The following is a 26,444-nucleotide window of genomic DNA, read 5'->3' on the forward strand; positions in this document are numbered from 1 at the left end:
GGCGGCGCTCAGCGATGTTCTATCGCGACATACTCGCGGTCGTCCGGACCGATGTAGTTGGCGCTGGGGCGGATGATCTTGTTGTCGATGCGCTGCTCGATGATGTGGGCACTCCAGCCCGACGTGCGCGAGATCACGAACAGCGGCGTGAACATCGCCGTGGGCACGCCCATCATGTGGTAGCTCGACGCGCTGAACCAGTCGAGGTTGGGGAACATCTTCTTCAGATCCCACATCAGCGTCTCGATGCGCTCGGACACCTCGAACAGGTTCCTGTTGCCGCCGTCCTCGCACAGCGCGCGGCTGATGTTCTTGATGATGGGATTGCGCGGATCGCCGATCGTATACACCGGATGGCCGAAGCCGATGATGATTTCCTTTTTCTCCATGCGCGCACGGATATCCACATCGGCTTCGTCAGCGCTGCGGTAGCGCGAGATGATGTCCATCGCCACTTCGTTGGCGCCGCCGTGCTTGGGTCCGCGCAGCGCGCCGATAGCGCCGGTGATGGCGGAATAGAAATCGCTGTTGGTGCCGGCGATCACGCGGGCCGTGAACGTGGACGCGTTGAACTCGTGCTCGGCGTAGAGGATCAGCGACTGGTCCAGCGCACGCACGTGCAGGCTGCTGGCGGGCTTGCCGTGCAGCAGGTGCAGGAAGTGGCCGGCGATGGAGTCGTCGTCGGTCTCGGTGTCGATGCGGCGGCCGTTGTGGCTGAAGTGGTACCAGTACAGCAGCACCGAACCGAAGCAGGCCATCAGCCGGTCGGCGATGTCGCGCGCCTCGGACAGCGGATGCGAATCCTTTTCCGGCAGCACCGTGCCCAGTACCGAGGCGCCGGTGCGCATCACGTCCATCGGGTGGGTGGCCGCGGGCAGCAGCTCCAGCGCGGCCTTGACCGGCTGCGGCAGGCCGCGCAGGCGCTTGAGCTTGGTGCGATAGGCCTTCAGCTCGGATGCCGTCGGCAGGTGTTCGTGCACCAGCAGATAGGCCACTTCTTCAAAGGTAGCCTTTTCTGCCAGGTCGGCGATGTCGTAGCCGCGATAGTGCAGGTCGTTGCCGCTGCGGCCGACGGTGCAGACCGCGGTATTGCCGGCGGCGACGCCGGACAGGGCGACGGATTTCTTGGCCTTGGGAAGAACTTGCTGTGGCGCTTCGCTCATTGCTGACTCCGTCATTGGCCGGCGGCACATCCGGCGGCCTGGGTTCTCAATCGTTGAATTCGTCCGTCGCGCTGCGTTCGCAGCGGGCGGCGGACTGGTACTCGTTGGCGCCGGCCTGCGTGGTCTCGACGACCCAGCATTCGTCCAGCGTCGAGCAGTAGCAGAACCGCCGCTGCAGCTGCCGCAGCTTGGGCCGTATGCGCTCCCACACCAGCCGGTCCGGGAAGTTCGCCATCACATAGCGCTCGCCGCCGCTGATCACGGTGCCGTTGACGGTGGACTGCACGTACTCGGCCGGGGTCACCCCCAGGGTCTGCTCCAGCATCTTCCAGTCGCGCTGTGGCACACCGTCCACCGTCACACGCACGCTCTCGATCACCGCCGGGCCTACGCCCTTGTTCATCACCAGCACTTCCTGCAGGCTGCCCGAACTCATCAGCTGCAGCCGCGGCCACACCTGGGCGCGTACCTGCTGCTGCTGCAGCATCGCCGTATAGGCCGATACGCACAGCGCGAGCAGGCCGACCAGGGTCGCGATCAGGGCCGAATACGAAGCCCAGTCACGCTTGCGCGGCTCGGGCGGCGGCACAGTCTCGGGCGGCGACTCGTTCATTGGGTGAAGTCCTCGGGACTAAGCGGGCAGATCTCGACGCTGCGCCGCAGCCGCGCCGGTTCGGTCTCGCGTTCGTCCAGCTGCCAGCATTCGCCCAGGCTGGAGCAGTAGCAGACGGCGACGTCGATGCGCGGATACAGCGGATCGAACTGGCGGAACTGTTCCTCGTCGCGGAAGGCCAGTTGCTGCACCAGCGTTCCGGGCGAAATGACGATGCCGTGCACAGTGGAATACGGCGGCATCGGATCGAACTTCAGGCCCAGCGCGGCAAAGATGCTGCTCCAGTCCTTGTACGGCTTGCCGTCGACGAACATCTGTATGGTCTCGATGCGCGCCGGACCCACGCCCTTGTTCGCCAGCAGCACGTAGCGGCCGGACTGGGACCAGCCGCTTTCGATATACGGCCAGACCTGCGCGCGCACCTGCTGGCGTTGCAGCCAGGCGGTATAGCCCGACACGCACAGCGCCAACAGGCCGATCAACGCCGCGATCACCGCAGACACGCCGTTCCAGTCGCGCCGGCGGCGCGCCTGCAGGTTCGCCTCGGGCGCCGCGTCGCTCATCTTATTCGGCGGATTTCGCGAACAGTTCGTCGAGCTTGCGCTCGTACTCGTGGTAGCCGAGGAAGTCATACAGCGCATCGCGCGTCTGCATGGTCGGCACGGCGGCCTTCTGCGTGCCGTCGCGGCGTACCGTCTCGTAGAAATTCAGCGCCGCCTGGTTCATGGCGCGGTAGGCGCCGCAGCAGTACAGCACGATGTCGACACCGGCACCGCCAAGTTCGGTGGTGGTGAACAGCGGGGTCTGGCCGAACTCGGTGATATTGGCCAGGATCGGCACCTTCACCGCATCGCGGAAGGTGCGGTACTGGTCCAGCGTATAGATGGCCTCGGGGAAGATCATGTCAGCACCGGCCTCGACGCAGGCCTGGGCCCGCTCGATCGCCGACTCCAGCCCTTCCACCGCAATGGCGTCGGTACGCGCCATGATGACGAAGCCCGCATCGCTGCGCGCATCCACCGCGGACTTGATGCGGTCGACCATCTCGTCCTTGGGCACGATCGCCTTGCCCGGCCGGTGGCCGCAGCGCTTGGCCGCGACCTGGTCTTCGATATGCATGGCGCCAGCGCCGGCCTTGATCAGCGAACGCACCGTGCGCGCGATATTGAATGCACCGCCCCAGCCCGTATCCACGTCGACCAGCAGCGGCAGGCTGCAGACATCGGTGATGCGGCGGATGTCGGTCAGCACGTCTTCCATCGTGCTGATGCCCAGGTCCGGCATGCCCAGCGAGTTCGCCGCCACGCCGCCGCCGGACAGATAGATCGCCTTGTAGCCGACGCGCTCGGCCATGCGCGCGGCATAGGCAGTAATGGCACCAACCACTTGCAGCGGCTGTTCGGCGGCGACGGCCGCGCGGAAACGCGCGCCGGCACTGAGGGTCTGGCTCATGAATATCTCCGCGCAAAGGGCGCGATTTTAAGCCAGTTCGGCGATTTCGGCAGCCGGGGCGTGGAAAGGCGTCAAATCGCCGGCAGGGAGCGGAGGGTTTTCAGGGACTTAGGTGTGGCAGGCCATGCTAGGGGCGAGCTGCGGGAATGCGCAGAGAGATGGGGTCGGCGCCAGCACCGTCGCGGTGCCGATGGTTCCGTTGATGGTGCGGCTGAGGGAGCCGAGCAGGCGGCTGAGCGGGCGAACGAGGGCTGCAAAGCCTGTGTGGAGCGAGTCATCGCACGCCGCGACGCTGTAAAGCCCTCACCGCCAAGCCTCGCTTGGGGGTGAGGCAGCTATACGCCACTCGCCCTGCCGCCGGTCCCCATAGAGCCCGCACACGGACGCCAATACATTTAGCTAAATAGTGACAAATCCAATATCCCGACTCGCAAAATGCCCCAGATTCGGCAGGACGTCGTCGATCCCGGATTCGCCCAGCCCGAACCAGCGCGCCAGCGTCGCCGCATACTGGTCTACGGCAATCGTCGGAATCAGCTGGCCGTAGCCCGCATCGTCAGGATTGCCGGCCTGGGCCAGCGACGGCATGCGGCCGTAGAAACGCCGGCCGCGCACGGCACCGCCGACAACGAAATGATGACCGCCCCAGCCATGGTCGGTGCCGTCGCCATTGATCGACACGGTGCGGCCGAAATCCGACGCGGTGAACGCGGTAACACTGTTGCCCAGGTTCAGTTCCACCGTCGCGTCGTAGAACGCCTTGAGGCTTTGCGACAGGTCGCCCAGCAGGCCCGGATGCACAGCCTGCTGGCTGCCGTGGGTGTCGAAGCCGCCCAGGCTGACGAAGAAGATCTGCCGGCGCAGGTTCAGCACATTCCGCGCCTTGATCAGACGCGCCACCATGTGCAGCTGGTTGCCCAGGCGGCTGTTCGGGAACGCCGTGCCCACGTCGCCGGCGGTGTTCAGCGCCGCGCCTATCGCTTCGTAGTTGGTGATCGAACTGTTCAGCGCCGTCGCATAGGCGCGCTCGAACACGTGCCGCTGCGTGCCGCCCTGGCGCAGCGCATTGAAGGCCGTGACGCCAGCGTCGTTGCCCCAGGAATCCAGATAGCCGATTTCCTCCACGCCGTAGGAACTCATCACGTACTGGTTCACCACGTCGCCGCGCTGGAACAGCGCCTGGCTTTCCAGCGATACCAGCATGGACTGCGCCTGGTTCGGATTGCCGCTGTGCAGCAGGTCGGCAATGCGCCCGCCCCAGCCAGCGGCATTGGCATTGTCCGGGCGCGAGGTCTGCCAGATATTTGCCTGGTCTTCATGGGAAAACAGCTGCGGCGGCAAGGCCACGGTGCCCTGCTGGTACTGCTGCTGCGTGGTCGGATACACCAGGGTTCCGACATTCGCCACGATGCCGGCCTGGCCGCCGTTGAACAGCCCGGCCAAGGCGCTCATCTGCGGATGCAGGCCGTATTGCGCCGTATCGCCGGGCAGGCCATCGGGCAGCGGGTCGATCGCAATCAGATCCTGCCGCGGCAGCGCCAGCGCGCCGCGCGAGGCGGCGTAGACGGCGTGATGGCTGCTGTCGCGCGGCACGACGGTATTGAAGCTGTCGTTGCCGCCGTGCAGGAATACGCAGACCAGCGCCTTGTAGTCGGGAAATATCGTACCCGTGCCGGCGGCCATGGCGGCGTTGAGCAGACCCAGGCTGCCCAGGGCCGAATAGGCGCTCACCCCACCCAGCGCCGCGTGCACGCAGCCACGCAGGAAATCTCGTCGATTCGGTTTCATGCGCGCGGCCTCATTTCTGGATGGCGTATTCGGGCGAGTTCAGCACCAGGTACAGCGCATGCTGTACGCGGTCGCGTCCGCCGTTGTCGTTGGGCAGGGCGTTGAGGCGGGTCAGGATCACCTCGCGCATGAACGGCGACATCTGGCCCGACATCAGCAGCAGGTTGAGCCGGTCGATCAACTGGCCCGGCTGCGCCGCGAGCGGATTCAGCGTGGCACCGTAGTCCATCAGCATCGCATCGGTTTCCTGCGCGTACGAATACGTGCTGCCGATATAAAAATAGAAAATGCGCCAGTCCAGGTCGTTCGGCGTCGCCACCAGCATGGTGTCGGTGGCGATCTGGAATTCGGGACTGAGCAGGCCCAGGTCGCGGATCTCGCCGGGCTGCTGGAAAGTGGGACGGAAGAAATTGAACACGCTGGGCGAACGCAGCGGTGCCTGGCCATACCACAGTGCCGGATCGATATGCAGGTTGATGCGGCCGTTGGCCGAACGCGGCGCGGTGATGCGCCAGAGCTGGGTCAGCTTGAGCATCGGCTCGCGCAGCTTGCCGTAGCGGTCTGCATTCGCGCCCCAGTGGCCGAAGCGCGCCTCGCCGTCGAGCAGGATCGCCTTGACCACGGCGCGCAGATCGCCGCGCACGCCGGCACCGTTGTCATTGAACACGGCGGCGACGCGGGCGATATAGCCCGGACTGGGATTGCTGGTGACCAGGCGCTGGATCAGCTGGCGCGAAATGAACGGCGCGACGTTGGGATGCGCGGCGATATTGTCCAGCGCCGCGGCCAGCTCGGCCTGGGCATTGCCGCCGGCGGTCAGCACGCCGCCGGGCAAAGCCACGTTCGCGTACACCAGCAGCTGCTTGTTGCCGGTGTTGTCGTGATAGGCCTCGAACGGCAGCATCGCTTCGCGCACCGCAGCCGAATCGGGGTTGTGGTATTCGCCGACGCAATCCGGATATTCCGCCGCAGAGCAGTCGTTGAAGTTCCAGCCGGTGAACACGTGGGCGAAGCCGCGCACGGTGTTCTGGTTGTAGGTGGGCACGGGCTGGCCGGCATTCAGCACCGGCGAGCCATCGAGGTTGAGCTGCTTCAGGCCGATGGAAAACAGCTGCAGGATTTCCCGCGCGAAGTTTTCGTCGGGGCGGATGTTCAGCGCCGCATCCGGTTTGCGATTTCCCACCATGGAAAGGTATACACCCATGGCCGGATGCAGGGTCACGTCCTGCAGCAGCACGCGATAGCTGCCGAAGGCGTTGCGCGCCAGCATGTCGTACCAGCTGGCGGTGGACCAGGCCTGCAGCAGCAGGCCGGCGTTCTGGTCGGATACGACGAAGATTTCCGACAGCGCCAGGGCCATGCGCTGGCGCAGTTGGTCCTTGTGCACACGCGGCGGATTGCTCGGGTCGTACAGGCCGATCGAATTGATCAGCCAGGCCTCCAGGCGCTGCTGCTGATACACGCCGCCGGGCAGCGCCGACACCCAGTCCAGGTACGGCTGCTGGTAGGACGGCGTCTCGTTGAACTGCTCGGTGAACCAGGCCTCGTAGCCGACTGCGCGCAGATGCGCAATCTCGCTCAGCGTGGCGCCGTAGGTGGCCTGGTTGAGAAAGCGCGCCGCTTCCGCATCGGTGAACGGCCCAGCGGCCGGTCCTTCGAAACCGCTGCGCAACATCTGATCGGGGCTGTGGCTGGTGCTCTGCGCCAGCACCGCCGTGCCTGCCGCCGCGAGCACGCCGCAGCACAAGACGCGCAACACGGCGCGCACAGCTGTCGATACCGCCATTGTCCCCATCCTCTTTGCGCGATTGCCTGCCAGCCGATACAACGCAGCACCTGCGAAGGACCGAACAGCCCGAATGCATGGCCCGTCACAATTCCATCGACTGCCCCGACAGCCGGCGCTGCCTGGCCGGCCATTCGCTGCGAAAGCTAGCCGCGCCCGTGCTGCGCTGTGTTGACGCCGCGCACAGTCGCCCGCCCGGCGGCGACAGCCGGCGGCAACGGTGGGATCAGTGGATCAGCGCCTGGCCCTGGCGGATTTAGCGGGCGTGGTCCCGGTGGTTTTAGCCGCGCGGTCAGCCGGCGCATCCACGCGTTTCTTCGCGGTCTTGGCCACCGTGCGCACGGGCTCGGGCGGGGGCGCCCAGATGTCGCGATCGAGATTGCGGCCCCAGCCGAAGTCCTGCAGCTTCACCTTGCCACGCTCCACGCGCACGCCTTCTTCGAGCAGGCGCGCCCGCTGCTCGCGGTACGCCTTGGACTGGGGCGGAAACGCAATACGACCATCGGACCGCAACACACGGAACCAGGGCACGGCCATGCCATCGGGCACCTGGCCCAGCACCTTGCCGACCAGGCGAGCCCGGCCAGGCAGGCCGGCACGCGTCGCAATCTCGCCATAACTGCAGACATTGCCGCGGGGAATGCGCTGTATCGTGGCCCAGATAGCCGCTGCGGCCTCGTCTCCAACTGGCGCCGCAATGGCCTTGGCGGCCCCGGCTGTCAAGTCTTGTTTCGCCACGCCCCGCACCCCATAGGCCGCATCAGTCGCTGCCGTCACGGTAGCATACGTGCCATTCCCTACCCCGGAGAGTCACCCCCATGCACAGCTTCGAGCAGATCCGCTCGCACATCAGCGCGAAACACCAGCTGCGCATCAACGATCCGTATCTGATCAGCTTCGATCTGCTGCTCAACGGCGGCAGCCGCCACCAGGGCATTTACCTGTCCGAACTCGATCACGAGGAAGGGCGCAAATTCCTGCGCATTTCCACACCGATAGGCCCGCTCACCGGCATGGATGCCAAGCGCTGCCTGCGCTTCAACTGGGAACAGCGCATGGGCTATCTCGCCGTCAGCGATCTGGACGGCTCGCCTTACCTGCAACTGTGCGAAAACCGCCCCTACGACAACCTCGTGGTCGAGGAAATCGACCTGCTGATCGCCGAGATGGGCCCGCTGGGCGACCGCATGGAACAGGCCATTTCCGCTGGCGGCGACGCATTCTGATCGCGCCGCTGCGCCCTCATTTCGGCGGCGTGCCCGCCACACCGGTGTTTTGACGAACGCGGCGCGACATTCCGGTCGGCGCCCAGGGGAGTTCCGATGCGACACAGACTCACGCTGGCCCTCGCTCTTGCACTGATCGCCGGCAACGCCGGCGCTGCCACGCTGGCCCTGGTCGGCGGCACCCTGGTCGACGGCAGCCTGCGCGACCCGATCGACAACAGCGTGGTACTGGTCGAGAACGAACGCATCGTCGCCGTCGGGCGCGAAGGCGAAGTACGCATTCCCGCGGGCACGGAGATCATTTCCACCGAAGGCATGACCGTCATGCCCGGCCTGTGGGACATGCATGTGCATCTGATGATCAACGGCCATGCCGACTACGCCCACTGGGACAAGACCTACCTCGGCAAGATGCGTGACGTCATCATGCCCGCCTCGGCCAAGCAGCTGCTGCTGGCCGGCGTCACCGGCGCGCGCGATCTCGGCGCGCCGCTGAAGGAATCGATCGACGTCCGCGACGCGATACGCCGCGGCGAAATCCCCGGCCCCACCCTGTTCGTGTCCGGCCCGTTCATCCAGAAGAAACCCTACCCCGGCACCGAAGCCTTCCGCTGGGGCGTGGACTCGCCGGCCGACGCCCGCGCCAAGGTCAAGCGCCTGGCCGATGCGGGCGTGGACGTGATCAAGCTGATCGACCAGGACCAGATGTCCGAGGCCGAGATCGCCGCGATCATCGACGAAGCCCACAAACACGGCAAACCCGTCGTCGCGCATGCGCACCGGCCCGAGGAAATCCGTCTGGCGCTCAAGCACGGCGCCGACTGCCTGGAACACACCGGCCTTGCCGCCGCGCCCAGCTATCCCGACGACGTCATCGACGCCCTGCGCGAACGCACCGCCAACATGTCGCTGGGTCCGCTGTTCTGGACGCCGACCATCGAAGGCCTGTACAACTTTCCCTATGTGGTAAAACATCACGAACACATCGACGACAAGCGCTGGCACGAAGGCCTGCCCGACGACATCGTCGCCGACATCCGGCAAAGCCTGAGCCATCCCGAACGCATCAGCTATTTCCAGCAGACGCCGCAGCGCTGGCCCACGTTGACCACCAAGTTCAACCAGCTGCGGGAAAACGGCGCCCTGCTGCTGATCGGCACCGATTCCGGCATCCCGATGAAATTCCACAGCGACAGCACCTGGCACGAACTGGAAGTGTGGGTAAACCGCCTCAACGTTCCCGCCATCGATGCAATCCGCGCGGCAACCTACTGGCCTGCCGTGGCCATGAAGGCCGACAAGGACTACGGCACCGTTGCCGAGGGCAAATATGCCGACATCATCGCCGTGCGTGGCGACGCCTTGCGGCATATCGCCCTGCTGCAGAATGTCGACATCGTGGTGAAGCACGGCAAGCGGGTGAAATAGCCACAACGCGCAGGCGGCGGCGACCAAAGCAAATTGCACAGCAAGGTGCGGCGAACGTGCCGCAGCGCGAAGATCGTCCGGCGCAGTTCGCTGGCGCTCATCGCGCGCTGCCAAAGCGCCGCACTGTTGCCTGCAGGGTTCAATGTGTACTCAGCACACAGGAAAACCCTGCTCAACGCCGGCATCGACATCGACGATATTCGCGCGCGGCAGCTGCGCAGCCGATACCGCTGGTGCCAGGCAAAGACCGGCAGCAGCACGCGGGAAACCAAGCCGGAAAGACGCAATACGGCGGACGGGCGACGTGGCGATTCTGCGGGATCTACCAGGCAAGGGCACAGGAACCCCTGTCGTGCCGCATCGGCATCGATAGACGATGAAGTACATCCGTCACCGCAATCACAGGCTCAATTCCAGCCCAGGGCCTGAGCAAACTGCGCAAAGGTCGGCGAAACAACAACCCAGCGATTGTTGCGCTCAGGCTGCGGCAACACCCATTGCAGCCGGATCACGCGCGGCTCCGCATCGCTATCGCGATAGTCCAGAGCCAGCAGCGAATCGCTGCCGAGAGGGAAATCGGCCACTATCACCGTTCGCGCAGGGTTGATCAGCTCGACTCTCGACCAACGTTGCAGCCAGCCGGCATGGCGCACCTCGATCTCCTGCAGGGCGCTGCGGAAAGGTGGCGCAAGTAGATCCAGACCGTCTTCGTCAGGAACCATAGCCTGCAACCGCGGTGTTTCGATCGGTAGACTGGCGGGTTCAAAATGGCCGTCGTCATGCCACCGGGCCCAGCGCCCTTCATGAATCATCGCGAGCAACGCGTCGGGTAGACGCAGCGACGCCAGCCGTGGGTCGGCGATCCAGTTGCGCGGAAATTCGCTCGCGGCTTCACCGAGTCGGTTCGCACTCCTGGCATTTACGGCCAACTGCGCCGCCGGAAAAACGGCGCGCGCTGGCTTGGTTGTCCAGCGCTGCCAGAGTCGGCTCCACGATTCCCCGGGCGACTTCCCGACAACCGTATCGAGCACTGCGCCGCACCAGGGACAATAGTGGAGCGGCAACCAGGCGCCGATCTTGAATGCCGGCAGCGTCGGATGCTCGGCGAAATAACGCTGAAAGATTTTGTCATCCGCCTGCGCATAGCTGCGGAAGTTGATGGAATACTGCCGCAGCATCTGCTCGGACTGCGTCACCTCCACCGAGAAGCCGGCCTGCCCCCAACGCTCGGCCTGGTGCTTCATGCCGTCGCAACAGAAGTCGGTCATGGCGCTTGCGTCCTTGCGTCCAGGTAAATAGTCATGCTCGAGTTTGGCATTGCCGTGCCGTTCCTGCATCGACCGTTTGCCGGCAAATCGCTGTTTTCTTGGCGCAGCCAGCGCCAGCTATCCGAGCATGCTCCGCAGCGCCTGTAAACAGCGCTGCTGTTCGAATTGCATAAGCCCGCTGAACGTTGCGAAGCGCTGCGGTGCGAATTTATAGCGGATCAACAAGAACGCCGGTTTGCCCGAGCGCTTCAGTGGGTTGAACAGATACAGTCCGTTGGGACATGGCGCCGACAGCACCAGCAGGTCGGCAACGTCCGAATACATGAACGGCACGGCCGGGTCGCTGGCCTCCGCTTCGCCGACACCGGCGTAACCGGACAGCACCGCACGCAACGGCTCGGACGCGTCGCGCAGGAAATGCAGATCGCCGACCGCAAGAAGATCGGTATCGGTTTCGTCGAACCCGACCTGGTGCCATCCGTTCGACGCGCGGTAGAAAGCCGCCATGTCCGGCGGCAGCGCGAATCCCAGGCGATGCTCCGCGGCGTCGAGCTGTCCCTGCGTCGCGCCGGGCCGCTGCAGCCGAGTGGAAAATGTCGCGTCGCGCTCGTCCGCGGCGAGCAACTCCTCGGGGATCAGCGAAACGACAAGCTGCGCCTGGTCCTGCCAGGCGGCCAGATACGCGCTCCAGTCGGTTGCGGTATTCAACAGATGCGACCTCGAGTCGACAGGCGCCAGTGCGCAGCCAGTGTACGTGCGCCGCTCTGTCCGCTGCCAGCCTTGCCCCGAGGTCGGCGCTTCGCGGATATGGCCAGGCCGCTCGGCGCCGCCACTGTCAGCGCTGCATCACCCCATCGACCAGCCGCGCAATCTTCAGCGGATTGGCCTCCTGCAAGGCCGGCGGCAGCAGCGCATCCGGCACATTCTGGTAGCACACGCGGCGGGCGAAGCGCTCGATCGCCGCCGTGCCGACCGAGGTCGAGCGCGCATCGGAGCTGGCCGGATACGGGCCGCCGTGCACCATGGCCGCGCAGACTTCCACGCCGGTCGGCACGCCGTTCATCAGCACGCGGCCCGCATTGCGCGGCAGCTGCAGCAGCAGCGGCGCCGCCGCGGCGTAGTCGGCTTCGTCGGCCAGCAAGGTCACGGTCAGCTGGCCTGGCAGGGCGGCAGCCAGCTGCAGCATCTGCGCCGCGTCGCGGGTGCGTACGATCAGGCTGGTCGGGCCAAACACTTCCTCCTGCAGGTGAGGGTCGCGCAGGAACGCATCTGCCGAGACTTCGAACAGGTTCGCTTGTGCACAACCGGCTTTTTGTACCGGAGCGACCAGCGCGGCCACATCGGCATGGGCGCCGAGTTGCGCCGCGCCCTGGGCGTGACGCTGGGCGATGGCCGCGGTCAGCATGACGGCCGCTGCCGAATCGGCAAAGCGCGCGCGCAGCGCGTCGCGCAGCGCATCGCCGTCGCCACCGGCGGGAATAACGAACACGCCAGGGCTGGTGCAGAACTGGCCTACGCCCTGCAGTACCGATGCATGCAGCTGGGTCGCGATTGCCTCGGCGCGAACCTGGGCGGCCGCGGGCAGTACGAATACCGGATTGATGCTGCCCATTTCGGCATAGACCGGAATGGGTTGCGGCCGGGCCGCTGCCAGGTCCATCAGCGCGCGGCCGCCGGCCGTGGAGCCGGTAAACGCGACCGCAGATACCTGCGCATGCTGCACCAGCGCGGCGCCGACGGCGTGGCCAGCGTCGAACAGCAGCGAGAACGTGCCTGGCGGCAGACCGCAGCGCTGCACGGCCGCAGCAATGGCCGCGCCGGCCCGCTCGCTCGTGGCCGGATGCGCCGGATGCGCCTTGACGATGACCGGGCAACCGGCTGCCAGTGCGCTGGCCGTATCGCCGCCGGCAACGGAAAACGCGAGCGGGAAATTGCTGGCACCGAAGACGACGACCGGCCCCAGCGCGATGCGCTGCGAGCGCAGGTCGGGCCTGGGCAGCGGCTGGCGTGCGGGATCGGCCCTGTCGATACGCGCGTCGACCCAGCTGCCCTCTTCCACCAGATTCGCAAACAGTCGCAGCTGGCCGGTGGTACGCCCCAGCTCGCCGCTGGCGCGCGCCTGCGGCAATGCGGTTTCCCGCGGCACCAATGCTTCGAAATCGGCGCGGGCGGCTTCCAGTTCGTCGGCGATCGCACGCAGCAGCGCGGCGCGTTCGGCACCGCTGGTCTGCGCCAATGCCGCACTGGCGCCGGCGGCCAGTTGCACGGCGCGTTCGATGTCCGCGGCCGTCGCACTGCGGTAGACCGGAGCGAGCGCTTCGCCGCTGCCCGGATCGACAGCGTGGAATTCGCTGCCGCTGGTGCTCGCGGGGTCTTCGCCGATCAAGGAAACGCCCTTCAGTGTGTACATTGACATTATTTACCTATTTACCGGTGAGCAGACTTGCAGCGATGGGTTTCGGTCGATGGGGGGGGCGAGGCACCACGCACCAGAAGCCCCCTCCCCCAAGCTGCGCTTGGAGGAGAGGGTTGGGTGAGCGGGCGCCGTGTCAGCCGCCTCGGCCTAACGACTGTCGCGATTGCCATCGCGCCAGCCAACGCCGAAAACCACTGGCTGAGGTGTACAGGCATTCCGCCCCCTCACCGCAACCCTCTCCCCCAGCGACAGGTCGGTGGGGGGAGAGGGAGTTCAGGCAACCACGCTCGATACGCGCAGCAGGACATCGGACCTTGCCGCATCGAATTTACAGCATCGAACTTGCCGTATCGAACTCACAGCATCGACCTTCAAAGCACCGGCCGCTCGCGCAAAGCCTTGCGGATGATCGCCAGCGCATCGTCGCGTTCGTTGCCGACCAGTTCCAGCCGCGGCGGGCGCACACGTTCGTGACCCATGCCGACCTCCTGCTGGATCAGCTTGATCAGCTGCACGAACTTCACCACCGTATCCAGCCGCAGCAGCGGCAGGTGCCAGTGGTAGAGGGCGCGCGCTTCGTCCCAGCGACCGGCCTTGGCCAGTTCGAACTGCGCGACCGATTCCTTGGGCAGCGCATTGACCGTACCCGCCACCCAGAACTCGGCGCCGGCGGCAACGCCTTCGCAGACCATGTCGTCCAGGCCCACGCCGACGCGCAGGCGCTCGCCGAGCAAGGCCACCAGCGCGGTGACACGGCGCGAGTCGCCGCTGGATTCCTTCACCGCTTCGAGGTTGGCAAATTCCGCCGCGAGTTCGGCCACCTGCGCGGCACTGAAGTCGGTCTTGTAGGCCGGCGGGTTGTTGTAGAGCATGCACGGCAAGGCGGTGGCGCCGATGACAGCGGCCACATGCGCTTTCATTTCGCGCCAGTCGCTGGAATAGACGTAGGGCGGCAATACCATCAGCCCGCCGCAACCGGCATCGGCGCTGGCCTGGGCCAGCTTTACCGCTTCGTCGGTGGACAGCGCGGCAATGCCGGGAATCACCGGCACGCGGCCGGCCGCGGCCGCGACGCAGGTCTTGATCAGCGCGACTTTCTCGTCGTAGGTCAGCGTCGCCCCTTCGCCCAGCGAGCCGCAGGGAATGATGCCGCGGCAACCATGCCCGATCAGCCAGTCGACGTGACGCGTAACGAAATCGTGGTCGATGCCCAGGTTGGCGTCGAACGGCGTGGTGATGGCGGGCAACACGCCTTGCCAGATGGTGCTCATGTCGGTTCCTGTGGATTTTCAGCGGAAGTGGAAAGGTTGAAACAACTCAGGCCAGCCGGAGCCAGCGGTGGCCGCGGCGTCGCTGCGCCCCAGCCGAACAGGAATTCGCAGGCCGCGCCGCAGACCCGGGCCTGGCAATGGCCCATGCCCAGGCGCGTCTGCAGTCGCGCGTCGCGCATGCTGCTGCAGGCTTTGGCCGCGCCGAAGGCGACGTTTTCGCAGCGGCACAGCACGGTGTCGTCCTGCGCCAGGCTGCGCAGTTCCGCGCGCAAGCCGAAGTGCCGGCGCAGGTGCGCGGCAAAACGCTCGCTGCCGCGGCGGCGGCGCTGCGCCGTCGCCGCCAGTTCGGCCCGGCCGGCGGCGGCGCAGCCGGCAATTTCGCCCTGCACCAGGGCCTGGTCGATGCCGCCGATGCCGGTGCCTTCGCCAGCGCAGTACACACCGGGCACGCTGGTGTGCTGGTGCATATCGACCCAGACCGCACCGTCACGCAGTTCGCAGCCCAGCGCGCGGGCAATCTCGGTATTCGGCACCAGGCCGTAGCCGACGGCGAGCGCATCGCAGTCCAGCTGCACGATCTGCCTGCCGCGGCGCACGATGACGCTGCGCACTTCGTTGTCACCCAGCGCCTGCGTCACCCAGCTGCCGGTGCGGTACGGCACGCCGATCAGCTTGCGCCACAGGCCGGCGGCCTGCACCACTTTGTGCGGCGTCCCGAGCAGGCCGCTGCCGAAGGCAGCCAGGTCGCGCCAGCCGCTTTGCTCGGCGATCAGCACGATCTGCGCGCCGAGGCTACGCAGACTGGCTGCCGCCGCCAGCAGCAAGGGACCGCTGCCGGCCACCACGATGCGCTTGCCGGCAACCGGCCAGCCATTCTTGGCCAGCACCTGCAGGCCGCCGGCGCCGAATACGCCGGGCAAGGTCCAGCCTGGAAACGGCAGCAGGCGTTCGCGTGCGCCGGCAGCGATCACGGCGCGTTCGCAGTGCACGCGCAACGGACCGTCGGCACCGTCGAAAACGAACTCGCCGGGCGCCGGCACATCGACCAGGCGCAGGCCATAGCGGCCTTCCACCGGCGATGCCCGCAGCGCCGACAGCCAGCGCCGCGCGGTGGAATCGGTTGCCTTGTTCCATTGTCCACGCCAGATCTGGCCACCTGGCTCGGCCTGCATGTCGACCAGCAGCGCACGCGCGCCGGCACGCTCGGCACTGACTGCTGCCGCGATACCGGCCGGACCGGCGCCGAGAACCAGAACTTCGCTGCGCAGTTCACGCATCGCGCCAGATCTCCATGCCGGCCGCTACAGGGGTGAGACAGGCCAGGCGTTCGCGCCCGTCGATCTGTACGCGGCATTCGAAGCAGATGCCCATGCCGCAACAGGCAGCGCGGCGGCTGCCGTCATGGGCCAGCCGCGTCGCGGCATAGCCGGCCTGGCGCAAGGCCGCGGCCACCGAGCAGTCGCCGCGCACACGCACATCTTCGCCGTCGATCCGCACGCTGATTTCAGGCGGCATGGCTGACCTGGGCGGCGAACCGCGCCGGAGCGAACGGGCGCGCGTCGAAAGGCAGTTCCAGCCCCAGCAGCTGCGCGGCGAGCAGGTCGGCCGTGCCCAGTGCGGTGGTCACGCCCAGGCCTTCGTGGCCACAGGCCAGCCACACGCCAGCGCGGGCCGGCCAGGGGCCGATCAGCGGTCTATGGTCGGGCGTGGTCGGGCGAAAACCGGTCCAGGCGCGCAGCGCCGTGGCAGTGGCAAGGCCCGGCAGAAATTCCTGCGCGCGCAGGATCAGGCGCTGGATCAGCCGCGGCGTGACCGTGCTGCTGACGTCGTCGAACTGGCGCGTAGAGCCCAGCAGCAGCTGGCCGCTGGGCCGCGGCTGCACATTGAACGCAACCGATTCGCCATCGCCGCCGTGCGCGCTTTGCATATAGCCCAGCTCCACCAGCTGATGGCGCACCCGCGGCGCCGAACGCGTGGTGATGAGCAGATGTCCCTTGCGCTTGCGGATCGGCGCGCCGTAAAGCAGTTCCGGCGCAGCACAGCCGTTGGCCACGATGATATGCGGCGCCCGCAGTTCGCTGCCGTCGTCCAGCAGCACGGCGCCTTCGACCAGGTTCCGCACGCCGACGCCGCAGCGGATCTGCGCGCCCTGCGCCGCCGCCTGGCGCGCCAGCCAGGCCGCCGCCACCGGCGGATACAACATGCCGTCGCTGGCTACGCGCAGGCCGCCGGCCAGGCCGGCGGCCAGGGCGGGTTCCTGCTCGGCCAGGGCGGCGGCCGTCAGCAGCTCGCTGTCGATGCCCGCCTGCGCCAGGCGCCATTGCTTGCGCTGTGCCTCGGCCATTTCTTCCACATTTCGCGCAATCCACAAAGTTCCATTGCGCCGGTATTCCGCCGTCGCTGGCAAGGACGGCGCCAGCGCTTGCCAGCGCGCACAGGAATAGGCCGACAACGCGAGTTCGGCCGCATCGTCGTCCAGCACTACCAGATGCCCCATCGATGCCGCCGTCGCGGCGCCACCGAGCACATCGCGCTCGACCAGACAGACCGACAGCCCGGCCCGCGCCAGCCGCTCAGCAATGGCACAGCCGACGATGCCGCCACCGACGATCAGCACGTCGACGCTTGCGACCGTGCTCAAGCAAGACCCCAGGCAAACGGATCGGCCGGGTCGAAATGCAGCACGGCCTCGGCCACGACATGGGCACGGCCGGCGATGTAAGGCAGGATGGTTTCGTCATCCAGGCGCCGATACCAGGCCTGGAACTCGCTGCCGATCACGCTGCGCTGGCGCCATACCGCGCCCTCAGCCAGCTTTCCTTCGGCCGCCAGGCAGGCCAGCTTGGCGCTGGTACCAGTGCCGCAGGGCGAACGGTCATAGGCAAAACCAGGACAAAGTACAAAATTGCGCGAATCCGCCCGCGCGTCGGCCGCCAGCAGTTCCACATGGTCGATGACGCCGCCGTCGCGCCCGCCGATGCCGGCCTCGTCCAGTGCACGGCGGATCGCCGAGGCAGCACCCATCAACGCTTCGATATTGTCCGGCGCAATGGCCAGGCCGTGGTCGTCGACCAGAAAGAACCAGTTGCCGCCCCAGGCAATATCGCCGTTCACGCGCCCCAGGCCCGTCACGTCCAGCGCCACCCGGCGCGCTTGGCGATAGCTGGCGACATTGGCAATGGTGACGCGGCCATCCTGCGCCAATTCCACTTCGACGACGCCGACCGGCGTTTCCAATTGGAACTTGCCCGCTTGTATACGCCCCAGATGATGCAGCGTCTGCGCCACACCCATGGTGCCGTGGCCGCACATGCCCAGGTAGCCGACATTGTTGAAAAACACCACACCGGCGACACAGTCGCTGCGCGTCGGCGGCAGCAGGTAAGCCCCCACTACCACGTCATTGCCGCGCGGTTCGCAGGCGATCGCGCGGCGCCAGGCATCCTGCTCCCGCTGCAGCCATTCCCGCGCAGCCGCTGGCGTCCGCCCCGCAAAATCCGGCCCGCCCGCCACGACAACGCGAGTCGGCTCTCCGCCGGTATGCGAATCGATAACACGTGTTGCGCTCATGCAGGAATCGGCCTTGGACAGTCACGAAATGCTAACCAACCCGCCCCCGGCGCGATTGGCTCATCACCCTGTCAGGGCAGGACGAATCGCAAAGAAACCAGTACTCAGGCGTAGGTTAGACCAAAGTCATAAGCGGGAAATTGACAAAGATAAACCGGACCGCAGGTCACGAAATTGTGGTAGCGAGCAAATCATTAGCCCAGGTTCCCGGTCGGAACACTACCGATGCGGGTATCACTCGGCTGCGCGCGGGTACGAGCTATCCAAAACGACCACGGGTCCACACCGACTTGCGTCATCCCATGCAAGCGCAGCGAGCCGCACTGCCGCTACTGTCGCGCACGACCGCGCTGCGGCTTTGGCCGTAGCCGTAGCCGTAGCCGTAGCCGTAGCTTGTGGCTGTGGCTGTGGCTGTGGCTTGTGGCTGTTGCCGTAGCTTCTGCGCGCAGGAAGCGCGCGCTTGCCCCGGGGCCCCGTATGCCGCGGTGAGGCCGCGCAGGGAAAAGCCCGCAGGGTCGCGGCCAGGGATGGCCGCGAGTCGGCGCAGGGGACAGGACGTCCCGTGCGTCGACCGCCGTAGCGGACTCACGCAGTTTTGGGCCATGGATGGCCCAAAACCGCGGCATCCGGGGTGTCCTGGGAGAATCCAAGGAGGGGATGGACAAGCATCCCCTCCTTGGTCGCGCGCCGTGGGCGCGCGAAACGCGCCGCCAGGCGCACAAGCAACCACGTCCGCCAACGGCGGACTCCTTCGCAAAAAACCACAAGACGGAGCAAAGTCCAGCACCGCCCCCTCACCCCAACCCTGTCCCCCGACAGCTGTCGGGGGAGAGGGAGCAAAGCGCAGCCCATGCGACCAACCCGTCGCCAGGCGCACAAACAACCACGTCCGCCAACGGCGGACTCCTTCGCAAAAAACCCAGCAGCGAGGCAGAGTCCAGCACCGCCCCTCACCCCAGCCCTCTCCCCCAAGCGAGCTTGGGGGAGAGGGAGCCACGAAAAAAGCAAACCCGCAGCCCCGGCAAGAACAAAACAAAAAAAGCCGCGGCGCATCCCGCGCCGCGGCCCAAATCACAAAAATTCAACAAATTCGACAAAAACCAAAATTCACTGCCAGGAGGTAGCCACCTCCACCCCCGCAAACGAAGCCGTCCGCGGCTTGAGCATCACGTAGTACCAGCCACTGACCGGCGCAGCCACCGTCACTGTCTCATCGTTGCCCACCAGCTGCGGCGCGAAGTCGTATACGGTGTCGCTGGGCCATCCGCCGGCTTTCACGTAGATGTCCGCATCGCCGGTTCCGCCGCCCATGATGAATTTCAGGTTGCTGCGCCCTGCCGGCAGCAGCACCGTGAGATAGACACGCGCGCTCGAATTGGCCGCCGACAGGCCGCTGCGCTTGCAGCCGTTGTCCAGCTGGCCGGCGTTGGTCGAGGTGCATTCGGGTATCACGGTGGGGCCGTTGCCGAAGTTGTCGGCGAAGATCGCATCCGGCTGGCCACCGTTGCAGACGGTGGTATCGCCGTTGTTGGCTGCAAAGCAGACTAGCCAGGCGCGGAACTCGGTGTTGTAGCTGCTGCGGATGGGATCGAGCCAGGCGCTGTAGCCGCTGGCGTAGTTGCCCGGACGCGATACTGCATACAGGCTGGCGATCTTGTCGCGATGCCGCTCGAACATGAAGCGTGAGGCCAGGTAGCCCCACTGGTAGGTGCGCGTATAGTCGGTGCTATATTCGGTATCGAACAATTGCGCCAAAGTAAACTTGTCCGGCGTGCCCGCCTCGTCGATGGCGTCGTCGTAGCGCAGGCTGCGGTACGAATACGACATGTATTCGGCAAAGCCTTCGATGTACCAGATGGTCGAGTAAGGCGCGTCCATCGGCAGGGCGCCGAAGCCGCCGTACCAGTTGAAGCGGCCGTCGAGGTAGTGGATGTATTCGTGGGTGAGGTTCCACACCTGGAAATCCGGGCGCAGCCACTCGGCCTCGTAGGCAAGGAAGCGCGCCTGGTTGGAAGGGTCGGACGGATCACCTTCGAGATAGATGCCGCCATTGTTGGTGTCGTTGCCGAAGATGATGCCCGAATAGGTTTCGTAGTCGGTGCTGGAATGGAAGATCACCATTTCCAGGCGCGCATTGAAATCGTTCGCCACCGGCGTGTTGTTGGTCTGGCTCTGGGTGTGGAAATAGCCTTCTTCCGCACCGACCACACTGCATACCGTGTCGAGTTGGGCCGCGGTCAGCGACTGGCTGCGTACGCGCAAGGTAGCGCTGCAGTCACGCGCATTCGCGGCGGGCAGTACCTGTGCTTCCAGATCCTGCGCAAAGCTGCACAGGCCGTAGTAGCTGCAATGGGCGTGGTCATAGTAGTCGGTGACGCTGGCGATGCGCACGAAGATGCCGCCGCCCGCGCCGCCGATGCTGAAGGAATCCAGCACCGACTTGATCTTCGGATGCACCAGGCTGTGGAAGCTTGTCGCGCTGTACTGGCTGAAGCGGCCGAGTTCGCCCGCGGCGTTCTGCAGCATGTATTCGCGGTTGGAGCCTACGTCGGCGGCGCGGTTGTTGTTGATGAAGTTCACCAGGGTATCGAGCACGCCGCTGCCGCTGCCCTGTACCAGGGCCTGGAAAGCCGGGTCGTAGTGGCCGCGGAACAGCACGGTGAAGACGCCGTTGGTGGACGACTTCATGTAGGACAGGTTGGCCCAGCTCGGGCCGTAGCGGTCGAGAATGCCACGCACCGTGGCGAGCTGCTGCGCGTTCTCGCCGGCACTGTCGATGAGGATGACGAATTCGGACAGCACTTCACCGTGGTCGTTGTTGACGTCGGCAAAGTGGCTGTTGGCGACGAAGGCATTCAATGCGGGGCGGATCGCATTGGTGAAGGCATTGCCGTAGCTGCCCACGTCGGGCTCGTTGTAGTACTGCACGTACAGGCCAGCGCGCAGGAATAGCACCAGCTCCAGCATGTTGTTGCTGTTATTGCCCGGATAGCTGGCGGCATCGGCCTGCATCGCGTTAGCGATGGTGACCATCTTGCTTTCGGCGAAGATCTGCCCCGCCGTTGTGCCGGTCACGTCGAACAGGCCGCCTGAATAGAAGCAGGTTTCGTCCGCTGCGCGAACCGCGGCGACGAGGGCGCTGCCGCTGGCGCTGGCGAAGCCGGCGATGTTGCAGGTTCCCCGCGCCGCACTGCGCAAACTGCGCGGTGCGTCATAGTCCTGATAGAGGTGATCGCGGGAAGAAGGCAGCGGCGCGCGGCGGTCCCAGTCGATGCGCCGGGTCTGGATATGGTCGGACGCTTCTGACAGCGAAGCGGTGGCGGCGGCCGGTCCTGGCCGTGGATCCTGCGGACGCGCAGCGGCGTCCAGCGGCAAGGCAGCAAAAGCCAGACACGCAGCCAGGCCAGCGCCGGCTTGCAAAAGCCGATCAAACGAATACATTGCTTTCTCCCCGAACATCGTCTTGTGTGGATGACACTGCACGAGCCCGGTGTTCCGGAGGCGGACGCGCTGCAACGCGTTCGCCTCCACCTGACTCCTGCAGGTCAGGATGCTAGGTTTGGTCCACGACCAGGGTCTAGCCGATTATCCGCACACGCACGAAACAATCCGCACAAAGCGGTTTTGCAGCGCAAATGCGCGAAAAATCGCGTTTGTGCAGGAGCGACAGGGGGCACTATGAACAATGAACTGGCACGCTGGCGCGAGGCTTTCATGGCTCGCGTAGCCTCGCCGTGGTACGTGGAGACGCTGTTCGATCGACTGCCGGACATCGTGTTTTCGGTCAAGGACAAGCAGGGCCGCTATGTCTCCATGAGCGAGGCCGCCGTCGTTCGCTGCGGCCTGAAGCGCAAGCAGGATGCGATCGGCAAGACGGCGTTCGAACTGTTTCCGCGCCCCATGGCCGAACGTTATGTGCGCCAGGACGAGCGCCTGTTCAATACCGGCAAGCCCATCGTCGACAACCTCGACCTCACCGTCTACCGCGACGGCAGCGCCGGCTGGTGCCTCACCACCAAGGAGCCGCTGTACGACAACCAGGGCCGCGTCGTCGGCCTGGCCTGCATCTCCAAGGATCTGATCGAGCCCAGCCGCGCCGGCCTGATCGACACCGGCTTTGCCGATACCGTCGACTACATGCTGGAGAACTACGACCAGCCGCTGCGCATGGAAGACCTGGCGCGCCGTGCCGGCCTGTCGCAGGCGCAGTTCGAGCGGCGCATGAAGAAAATCTTCCACTTGTCGGCCGGGCAGTACCTGATCAAGGCACGCATCGACCACGCGGCGCGCCTGCTCGCTTCCACCGCGCTGCCGATTGCCGACATCGCCCAGCACGCAGGCTTTTCCGACCAGAGCGCACTGTCGCGGCAGTTCCGCCAGGTCACCGGCTTCGCACCGCGGCAGTACCGCCAGCTGATGCGGCCCGAGGGCATGGAATAAGCCGCGAAGCTGCGGCATGAGCGGCCGCGCTACACTCGCGGCCGCTCATCTGCGAAGGAACTGCCATGCTCGGACATCGATTGCTGTGCCTGCTGCTGGTGTCCGGCGCGATGGCTGTGCCGGCCAGCGCGACGGACGTGCTGCTGTTCGCCGCCGCCAGCCTGAAGCCGGCGCTGGAAGAGATCAGCGCCCTGCCCGAAGCCAAGGCCATCGGCGAGATCAATGCCAGCTACGCGGCGAGTTCGGCGCTGGCACGGCAGATCGAGGCCGGCGCACCGGCCGATATCTTCATCTCGGCCGATCAGGAATGGATGGACTGGCTGGCCGAACGCGGCAAGATCGTCGCGGCGACGCGCTTCGAACTGGTACGCAACGAACTGGTACTGGTCGCGCCGCAGGCGTCGAGGCTTCAGTTCACGCTGGACGACAAGACCGACCTGCGCGCCGCGCTGGGCGATTCGCGCATCGCCCTGGCCGAGCCGGGCAGCGTGCCGGCGGGCAAGTACGCCAAGGCCGCACTCGAAAAGCTCGGCCTGTGGACACACGTGCAAGACAAGTACGTCGCCGCGGAAAACGTGCGCGCCGCATTGGCATTGGCCGCGCGGGGCGAAGTGCCGCTGGCGGCGGTGTACCGCTCGGATGCGGTGTCCGAAACGTCGGTGCGCGTGATCAGCACGTTCCCGGCCGACTCGCATCCGCCCATTGTCTATCCGGCCGCGGCGCCGGCCGGCCATGACAATGCGACAACACGGCAATTGCTGCAATTGCTGCGCTCCGACCAGGCACAGGCCATCCTGCTGCGCTGGGGATTCCGCACCGCAAAGGCCGACTGAAGCGCCGTGCTGAGTGCGGCGGAAATCGACGCCCTGGGCATCAGCCTCAAGGTGGCCCTGCTCAGCATCGTCGTGGCCCTGCCGTTTGCACTGGGCCTGGGCCTGGCGCTGTCACGGCTGCGCTTTCCCGGCAAGAGCGTGATCGAAGCGCTGCTCACCCTGCCGCTGGTGCTGCCGCCCGTGGTCACCGGCTATGCGCTATTGGTACTGCTGGGACGCAACGGCGCTGTCGGCCACTACCTCGACATGATCGGCATCCGCTTCGCCTTCCATTGGAGCGGCGCCGTCGTCGCGGCGGTGGTGATGAGTTTCCCGTTGCTGGTCATTTCCATACGCGCAGGCTTCGACGGCGTGGACCGGCGCCTGGAAGCCGCGGCCGAATCGCTGGGGGCCGGACCGTGGAGGCGCTTCGTCACGGTCACCCTGCCCTTGTCGCGACGTCATCTGATTGCCGGCTGCGTACTCGCATTCGCGCGTGCATTCGGCGAATTCGGCGCCACCATCAGTTTCGTCGGCAGCATTCCAGGCGAGACGCGCACCTTGTCCATCGCGATCTGGGAATTGCTGAACCAGCCCGGCGGCGAAGGCAGTCTGCTGCGGCTGGTATGGGTGGCCCTGGCCGTCGGCATCGCCGCGTCGTTTGTGGCCGCGCTGCTCGGCCGGCGCGCGCAACAGGAAGCCGCTGCGCATGATTGAGCTGAGCCTGCGCTGGCAGCCGCGCGACTTCGACCTGCAGGTCGCCTTCGTCTCGACAGCCCGCAACCTGGCCCTGTTCGGCCCTTCCGGCAGCGGCAAGACCAGCCTGCTGCTGGCCATGGCCGGCCTGCGCCGGCCGCATGCGGGACGCATCGTGCTCGATGGCGAACTGCTGTTCGACAGCGAACGGCATATCGACGTCGCCGCAGCGCGGCGCGGACTCGGCGTGGTGTTCCAGGACGGCCGCCTGTTTCCGCATTTGCGCGTAAAGGATAATTTGCTTTATGGAAACCGCCGCAAACCCGACGGCAGCGCTATCGGCTTCGATACCGCGGTAGAGCTGCTGGGCCTGACCGAACTGCTGGCACGCTGGCCTGCCTCGCTGTCGGGCGGCGAAGCCCGCCGCGTTGCCGTAGGCCGTGCCATCCTGAGCCAGCCGCGCGCGCTGCTGCTGGACGAACCCCTGGTCGGCCTGCACCGCGAAGCCCGCGGCCAGGTACTGCACTACCTGCGCCGCCTGCGCGACGAAGTCGGCCTGCCGACCATCCTGGTCAGCCACCAGCCGGACGAAGTGCAGCACCTGTCGCAGGAAGTGGTGTTGCTGGATGACGGGCGGGTGGTTGGGCAGGTGGGGATTGGGGAATTTGCGGGGTAGTTTGCCGACGCGGTGCGAAGGTGGTGGCAGGGCTCAGCTCAACGGCTGAAACCTTGTACTGAGGCACGGCGATGTTGAGATTCGCCTCTCCTTCGCCAGCGGTTCTTCGTGGCGGAGGCCCCTCGATGTTGGGATTCGCCTGCGGCTCATCGCCAACCTATGTCCGCCCATTTTTTGTAGTTGCCGCGCAGCGACCGTTGCCGTTGCCGTTGCCGTTGCCGTTGCCGTTGCCGTTGCCGTTGCCGTTGCCGTTGCCGTTGCCGTTGCTCGTGATTGTGCTTGGCCTTGGCCGTGGCAGTTGCTTCTGCGCGCAGGAAGCGCGCGCTTGTAACGGGGCCCCATATGCCGCGGTGAGGTCGCGTAGGGAAAAGCCCAAAGGGTCGCGGCCAGGGATGGCCGCGACTCCGCACACAGAACACGGATGTTCTGTCTGCGGACCGCCGTAGCGGCCTCACGCAGTTTTGGGCCATGGATGGCCCAAAACTGCGGCATCTGGGGCGGTTTTCTCTTGGTTCCTTCTCTACTCAGAAAAAGAGAAGTAGCGAGCCCGCCGCAGGCGCGCGATACGCCTTTGACTTCAAGCCCTCCAACGCACCGCCACCCACGATTCAGCGATCCAGCGATCCAGCGATCCAGCGATCCAGCGATCCAGCGATCCAGCGATCCAGCGATCCAGCGATCCAGCGATCGAAAATCAAAACATCAAATCGGCAACCCCACCCAATGCGACAACTTCACAAACAAATACGCCAACCCCGCCGCAATCGGCAACGTAAGAATCCACGCCCAGATCATCCTCTCCACCACAGTCCACTTGATCGCATTCAAACGCTTGGCCGTCCCCACCCCCATGATGGCCGCGGAAATGTTGTGCGTGGTGGAGACCGGAATGCCCATGCTGGACGCGGTCAGGATCATCGTCGCCGAGGCGGTTTCCGCCGCGAAGCCATGTACCGGATGCAGCTTGACCATCTTGTGGCCCAGGGTCTTGATGATGCGCCAGCCGCCGGCGGCGGTGCCTGCGGCCATCACCAGGGCGCAGGTGATCTTGATCCATAGCGCGATCTCGACGTTCTTCGGATCGGTATCCACGCGCAGCCAGTGCAGCCATTGCGGCAGTCCGTCGAGCTGGCCGGCGAGCGTGGCCGAGGCCAGCGCCAGCGCGATGATGCCCATGGTCTTCTGTGCATCGTTGGAGCCGTGCGCCCAGCCCATGGCGCTGGCGGAAACGATCTGCAGCTTGCCGAACAGCGCGTTGGCAAAACGCGGCCGGCCTATCTTCTGCAGCGTGCCCTTGCGGTCGGCCAGGAAGGAGAACAAGGCGAACAGCAGCCCCATGATGGTGATGCCGAGGATGAAACCCGCCAGCGGCGAGATGATCATCGGTATCACCACCTTGGGCAGCAGCCCCTTGCCCTGCCACCAGTGCTCGCCGCCAGGAACATTCCACAATATTGCATGCCAGTTGTCGCCGGCGGCAGCGAACGCCGCGCCGCACAGGCCGCCGACCAGCGCGTGCGAGGACGACGACGGCAAGCCCCACCACCAGGTGATCAGGTTCCAGATCACGCCGCCGAGCAGTGCGCAGATCAGCACCATCGAGGTGACATTGACGATGCCGGTATCGATCAGGCCCGAGGCAATGGTCTTGGCGACGGCCGTGCCCATCAGGGCGCCGATCAGGTTCATGCCCGCCGCCAGCATCACGGCCTGGCCGGGGCTGAGCACCTTGGTCGCTACCACGGTGGCGATGGAGTTGGCCGTGTCGTGGAAGCCGTTGATGTATTCGAACACGAGCGCGATCACGATCACGCTGAAGACCAGGGTCAATTCCACGGG

General features: G+C 65.7%; 23 protein-coding genes. 6 read left to right on the top strand and 17 right to left on the bottom strand.

Annotated features, from left to right (window positions below; genetic code table 11):
• Positions 1-8 precede the first annotated feature (8 nt).
• The 7 genes from prpC to DFR29_RS00560 all read right to left on the bottom strand — a co-directional run bounded on the left by prpC (position 9) and on the right by DFR29_RS00560 (position 7,525).
• Complete coding sequence (prpC, locus tag DFR29_RS00530) at positions 9-1,163, bottom strand: bifunctional 2-methylcitrate synthase/citrate synthase (protein WP_133816602.1); 1,155 nt, start codon at positions 1,161-1,163, stop codon at positions 9-11.
• A gap of 46 nt (positions 1,164-1,209) precedes the next feature.
• Complete coding sequence (locus DFR29_RS00535; protein WP_133816603.1) at positions 1,210-1,776, bottom strand: hypothetical protein; 567 nt, start codon at positions 1,774-1,776, stop codon at positions 1,210-1,212.
• Positions 1,773-2,339, bottom strand: a complete 567-nt coding sequence (locus tag DFR29_RS00540) for a hypothetical protein (protein WP_133816604.1) — start codon at positions 2,337-2,339, stop codon at positions 1,773-1,775. Before DFR29_RS00540 ends, DFR29_RS00535 begins: the two co-directional genes overlap by 4 nt.
• A 1-nt stretch (position 2,340) precedes the next feature.
• Positions 2,341-3,228, bottom strand: coding sequence for a methylisocitrate lyase (prpB, locus tag DFR29_RS00545; protein WP_133816605.1), 888 nt, complete (start codon positions 3,226-3,228; stop codon positions 2,341-2,343).
• Between the two features lie 399 nt (positions 3,229-3,627).
• Positions 3,628-5,016 carry a DUF1501 domain-containing protein gene (locus tag DFR29_RS00550; RefSeq protein WP_133816606.1) on the bottom strand — a complete coding sequence of 463 codons (1,389 nt, stop codon included), beginning with the start codon at positions 5,014-5,016 and terminating at the stop codon, positions 3,628-3,630.
• Positions 5,017-5,026: 10 nt separating this feature from the next.
• On the bottom strand, positions 5,027-6,802 hold the full coding sequence (locus DFR29_RS00555; RefSeq protein WP_166653788.1) for a DUF1800 domain-containing protein: 1,776 nt from the start codon (positions 6,800-6,802) through the stop codon (positions 5,027-5,029).
• A 234-nt stretch (positions 6,803-7,036) separates the two neighbouring features.
• Entirely contained in the window at positions 7,037-7,525 is a 489-nt protein-coding gene (locus tag DFR29_RS00560; protein ID WP_341829843.1) for an MGMT family protein, read from the bottom strand.
• Between the two features lie 95 nt (positions 7,526-7,620).
• Between DFR29_RS00560 and DFR29_RS00565 the strand changes: the two genes are divergently transcribed.
• A complete protein-coding gene (locus DFR29_RS00565; RefSeq protein WP_133816608.1) occupies positions 7,621-8,028 on the top strand; it encodes a hypothetical protein in 408 nt (135 codons plus the stop codon).
• Positions 8,029-8,124: 96 nt separating this feature from the next.
• Complete coding sequence (locus DFR29_RS00570; RefSeq protein ID WP_133816609.1) at positions 8,125-9,456, top strand: amidohydrolase family protein; 1,332 nt, start codon at positions 8,125-8,127, stop codon at positions 9,454-9,456.
• A 407-nt stretch (positions 9,457-9,863) separates the two neighbouring features.
• On the opposite strand, the gene DFR29_RS00575 is transcribed toward DFR29_RS00570, so the two are convergent.
• The 9 genes from DFR29_RS00575 to DFR29_RS00615 form a co-directional block, all read right to left on the bottom strand.
• Positions 9,864-10,793, bottom strand: coding sequence for a hypothetical protein (locus DFR29_RS00575; protein WP_133816610.1), 930 nt, complete (start codon positions 10,791-10,793; stop codon positions 9,864-9,866).
• Positions 10,794-10,841: 48 nt separating this feature from the next.
• On the bottom strand, positions 10,842-11,348 hold the full coding sequence (locus tag DFR29_RS00580; protein WP_133816611.1) for an SMI1/KNR4 family protein: 507 nt from the start codon (positions 11,346-11,348) through the stop codon (positions 10,842-10,844).
• Between the two features lie 211 nt (positions 11,349-11,559).
• Positions 11,560-13,134 carry an aldehyde dehydrogenase (NADP(+)) gene (locus tag DFR29_RS00585; protein WP_133816612.1) on the bottom strand — a complete coding sequence of 525 codons (1,575 nt, stop codon included), beginning with the start codon at positions 13,132-13,134 and terminating at the stop codon, positions 11,560-11,562.
• Between the two features lie 377 nt (positions 13,135-13,511).
• Positions 13,512-14,411: a dihydrodipicolinate synthase family protein gene (locus DFR29_RS00590; protein WP_133816613.1), complete on the bottom strand. Its 900-nt coding sequence runs from the start codon at positions 14,409-14,411 to the stop codon at positions 13,512-13,514.
• Positions 14,408-15,688, bottom strand: coding sequence for an NAD(P)/FAD-dependent oxidoreductase (locus DFR29_RS00595; protein ID WP_133816614.1), 1,281 nt, complete (start codon positions 15,686-15,688; stop codon positions 14,408-14,410). Before DFR29_RS00595 ends, DFR29_RS00590 begins: the two co-directional genes overlap by 4 nt.
• Positions 15,681-15,926: a (2Fe-2S)-binding protein gene (locus tag DFR29_RS00600; protein ID WP_133816615.1), complete on the bottom strand. Its 246-nt coding sequence runs from the start codon at positions 15,924-15,926 to the stop codon at positions 15,681-15,683. The genes DFR29_RS00595 and DFR29_RS00600 overlap by 8 nt, the downstream gene beginning before the upstream one ends.
• Complete coding sequence (locus tag DFR29_RS00605; RefSeq protein ID WP_133816616.1) at positions 15,916-17,052, bottom strand: NAD(P)/FAD-dependent oxidoreductase; 1,137 nt, start codon at positions 17,050-17,052, stop codon at positions 15,916-15,918. Before DFR29_RS00605 ends, DFR29_RS00600 begins: the two co-directional genes overlap by 11 nt.
• Positions 17,049-17,981 (bottom strand): proline racemase family protein, encoded by a 933-nt coding sequence (locus DFR29_RS00610; protein WP_133816617.1) that lies wholly within the window; start codon positions 17,979-17,981, stop codon positions 17,049-17,051. Before DFR29_RS00610 ends, DFR29_RS00605 begins: the two co-directional genes overlap by 4 nt.
• A 1,107-nt stretch (positions 17,982-19,088) precedes the next feature.
• On the bottom strand, positions 19,089-21,422 hold the full coding sequence (locus DFR29_RS00615; RefSeq protein WP_166653789.1) for a M9 family metallopeptidase: 2,334 nt from the start codon (positions 21,420-21,422) through the stop codon (positions 19,089-19,091).
• A 237-nt stretch (positions 21,423-21,659) separates the two neighbouring features.
• Between DFR29_RS00615 and DFR29_RS00620 the strand changes: the two genes are divergently transcribed.
• From DFR29_RS00620 to DFR29_RS00635, 4 genes are all read left to right on the top strand, one after another.
• A complete protein-coding gene (locus tag DFR29_RS00620) occupies positions 21,660-22,421 on the top strand; it encodes an AraC family transcriptional regulator (protein ID WP_208113481.1) in 762 nt (253 codons plus the stop codon).
• Positions 22,422-22,486: 65 nt separating this feature from the next.
• Positions 22,487-23,254 carry a molybdate ABC transporter substrate-binding protein gene (gene modA, locus DFR29_RS00625; protein WP_133816619.1) on the top strand — a complete coding sequence of 256 codons (768 nt, stop codon included), beginning with the start codon at positions 22,487-22,489 and terminating at the stop codon, positions 23,252-23,254.
• A gap of 6 nt (positions 23,255-23,260) precedes the next feature.
• A complete protein-coding gene (gene modB / locus DFR29_RS00630) occupies positions 23,261-23,950 on the top strand; it encodes a molybdate ABC transporter permease subunit (protein ID WP_133816620.1) in 690 nt (229 codons plus the stop codon).
• On the top strand, positions 23,943-24,605 hold the full coding sequence (locus DFR29_RS00635) for an ATP-binding cassette domain-containing protein (RefSeq protein WP_133816621.1): 663 nt from the start codon (positions 23,943-23,945) through the stop codon (positions 24,603-24,605). The genes modB and DFR29_RS00635 overlap by 8 nt, the downstream gene beginning before the upstream one ends.
• A 702-nt stretch (positions 24,606-25,307) precedes the next feature.
• Here DFR29_RS00635 and DFR29_RS00645 read toward each other — a convergent pair.
• Positions 25,308-26,441: an inorganic phosphate transporter gene (locus tag DFR29_RS00645; RefSeq protein ID WP_425598811.1), complete on the bottom strand. Its 1,134-nt coding sequence runs from the start codon at positions 26,439-26,441 to the stop codon at positions 25,308-25,310.
• Positions 26,442-26,444: the final 3 nt, after the last annotated feature.

The organism is Tahibacter aquaticus, from assembly GCF_004363655.1.
GTDB classification, from domain to species: Bacteria; Pseudomonadota; Gammaproteobacteria; order Xanthomonadales; family Rhodanobacteraceae; genus Tahibacter; species Tahibacter aquaticus.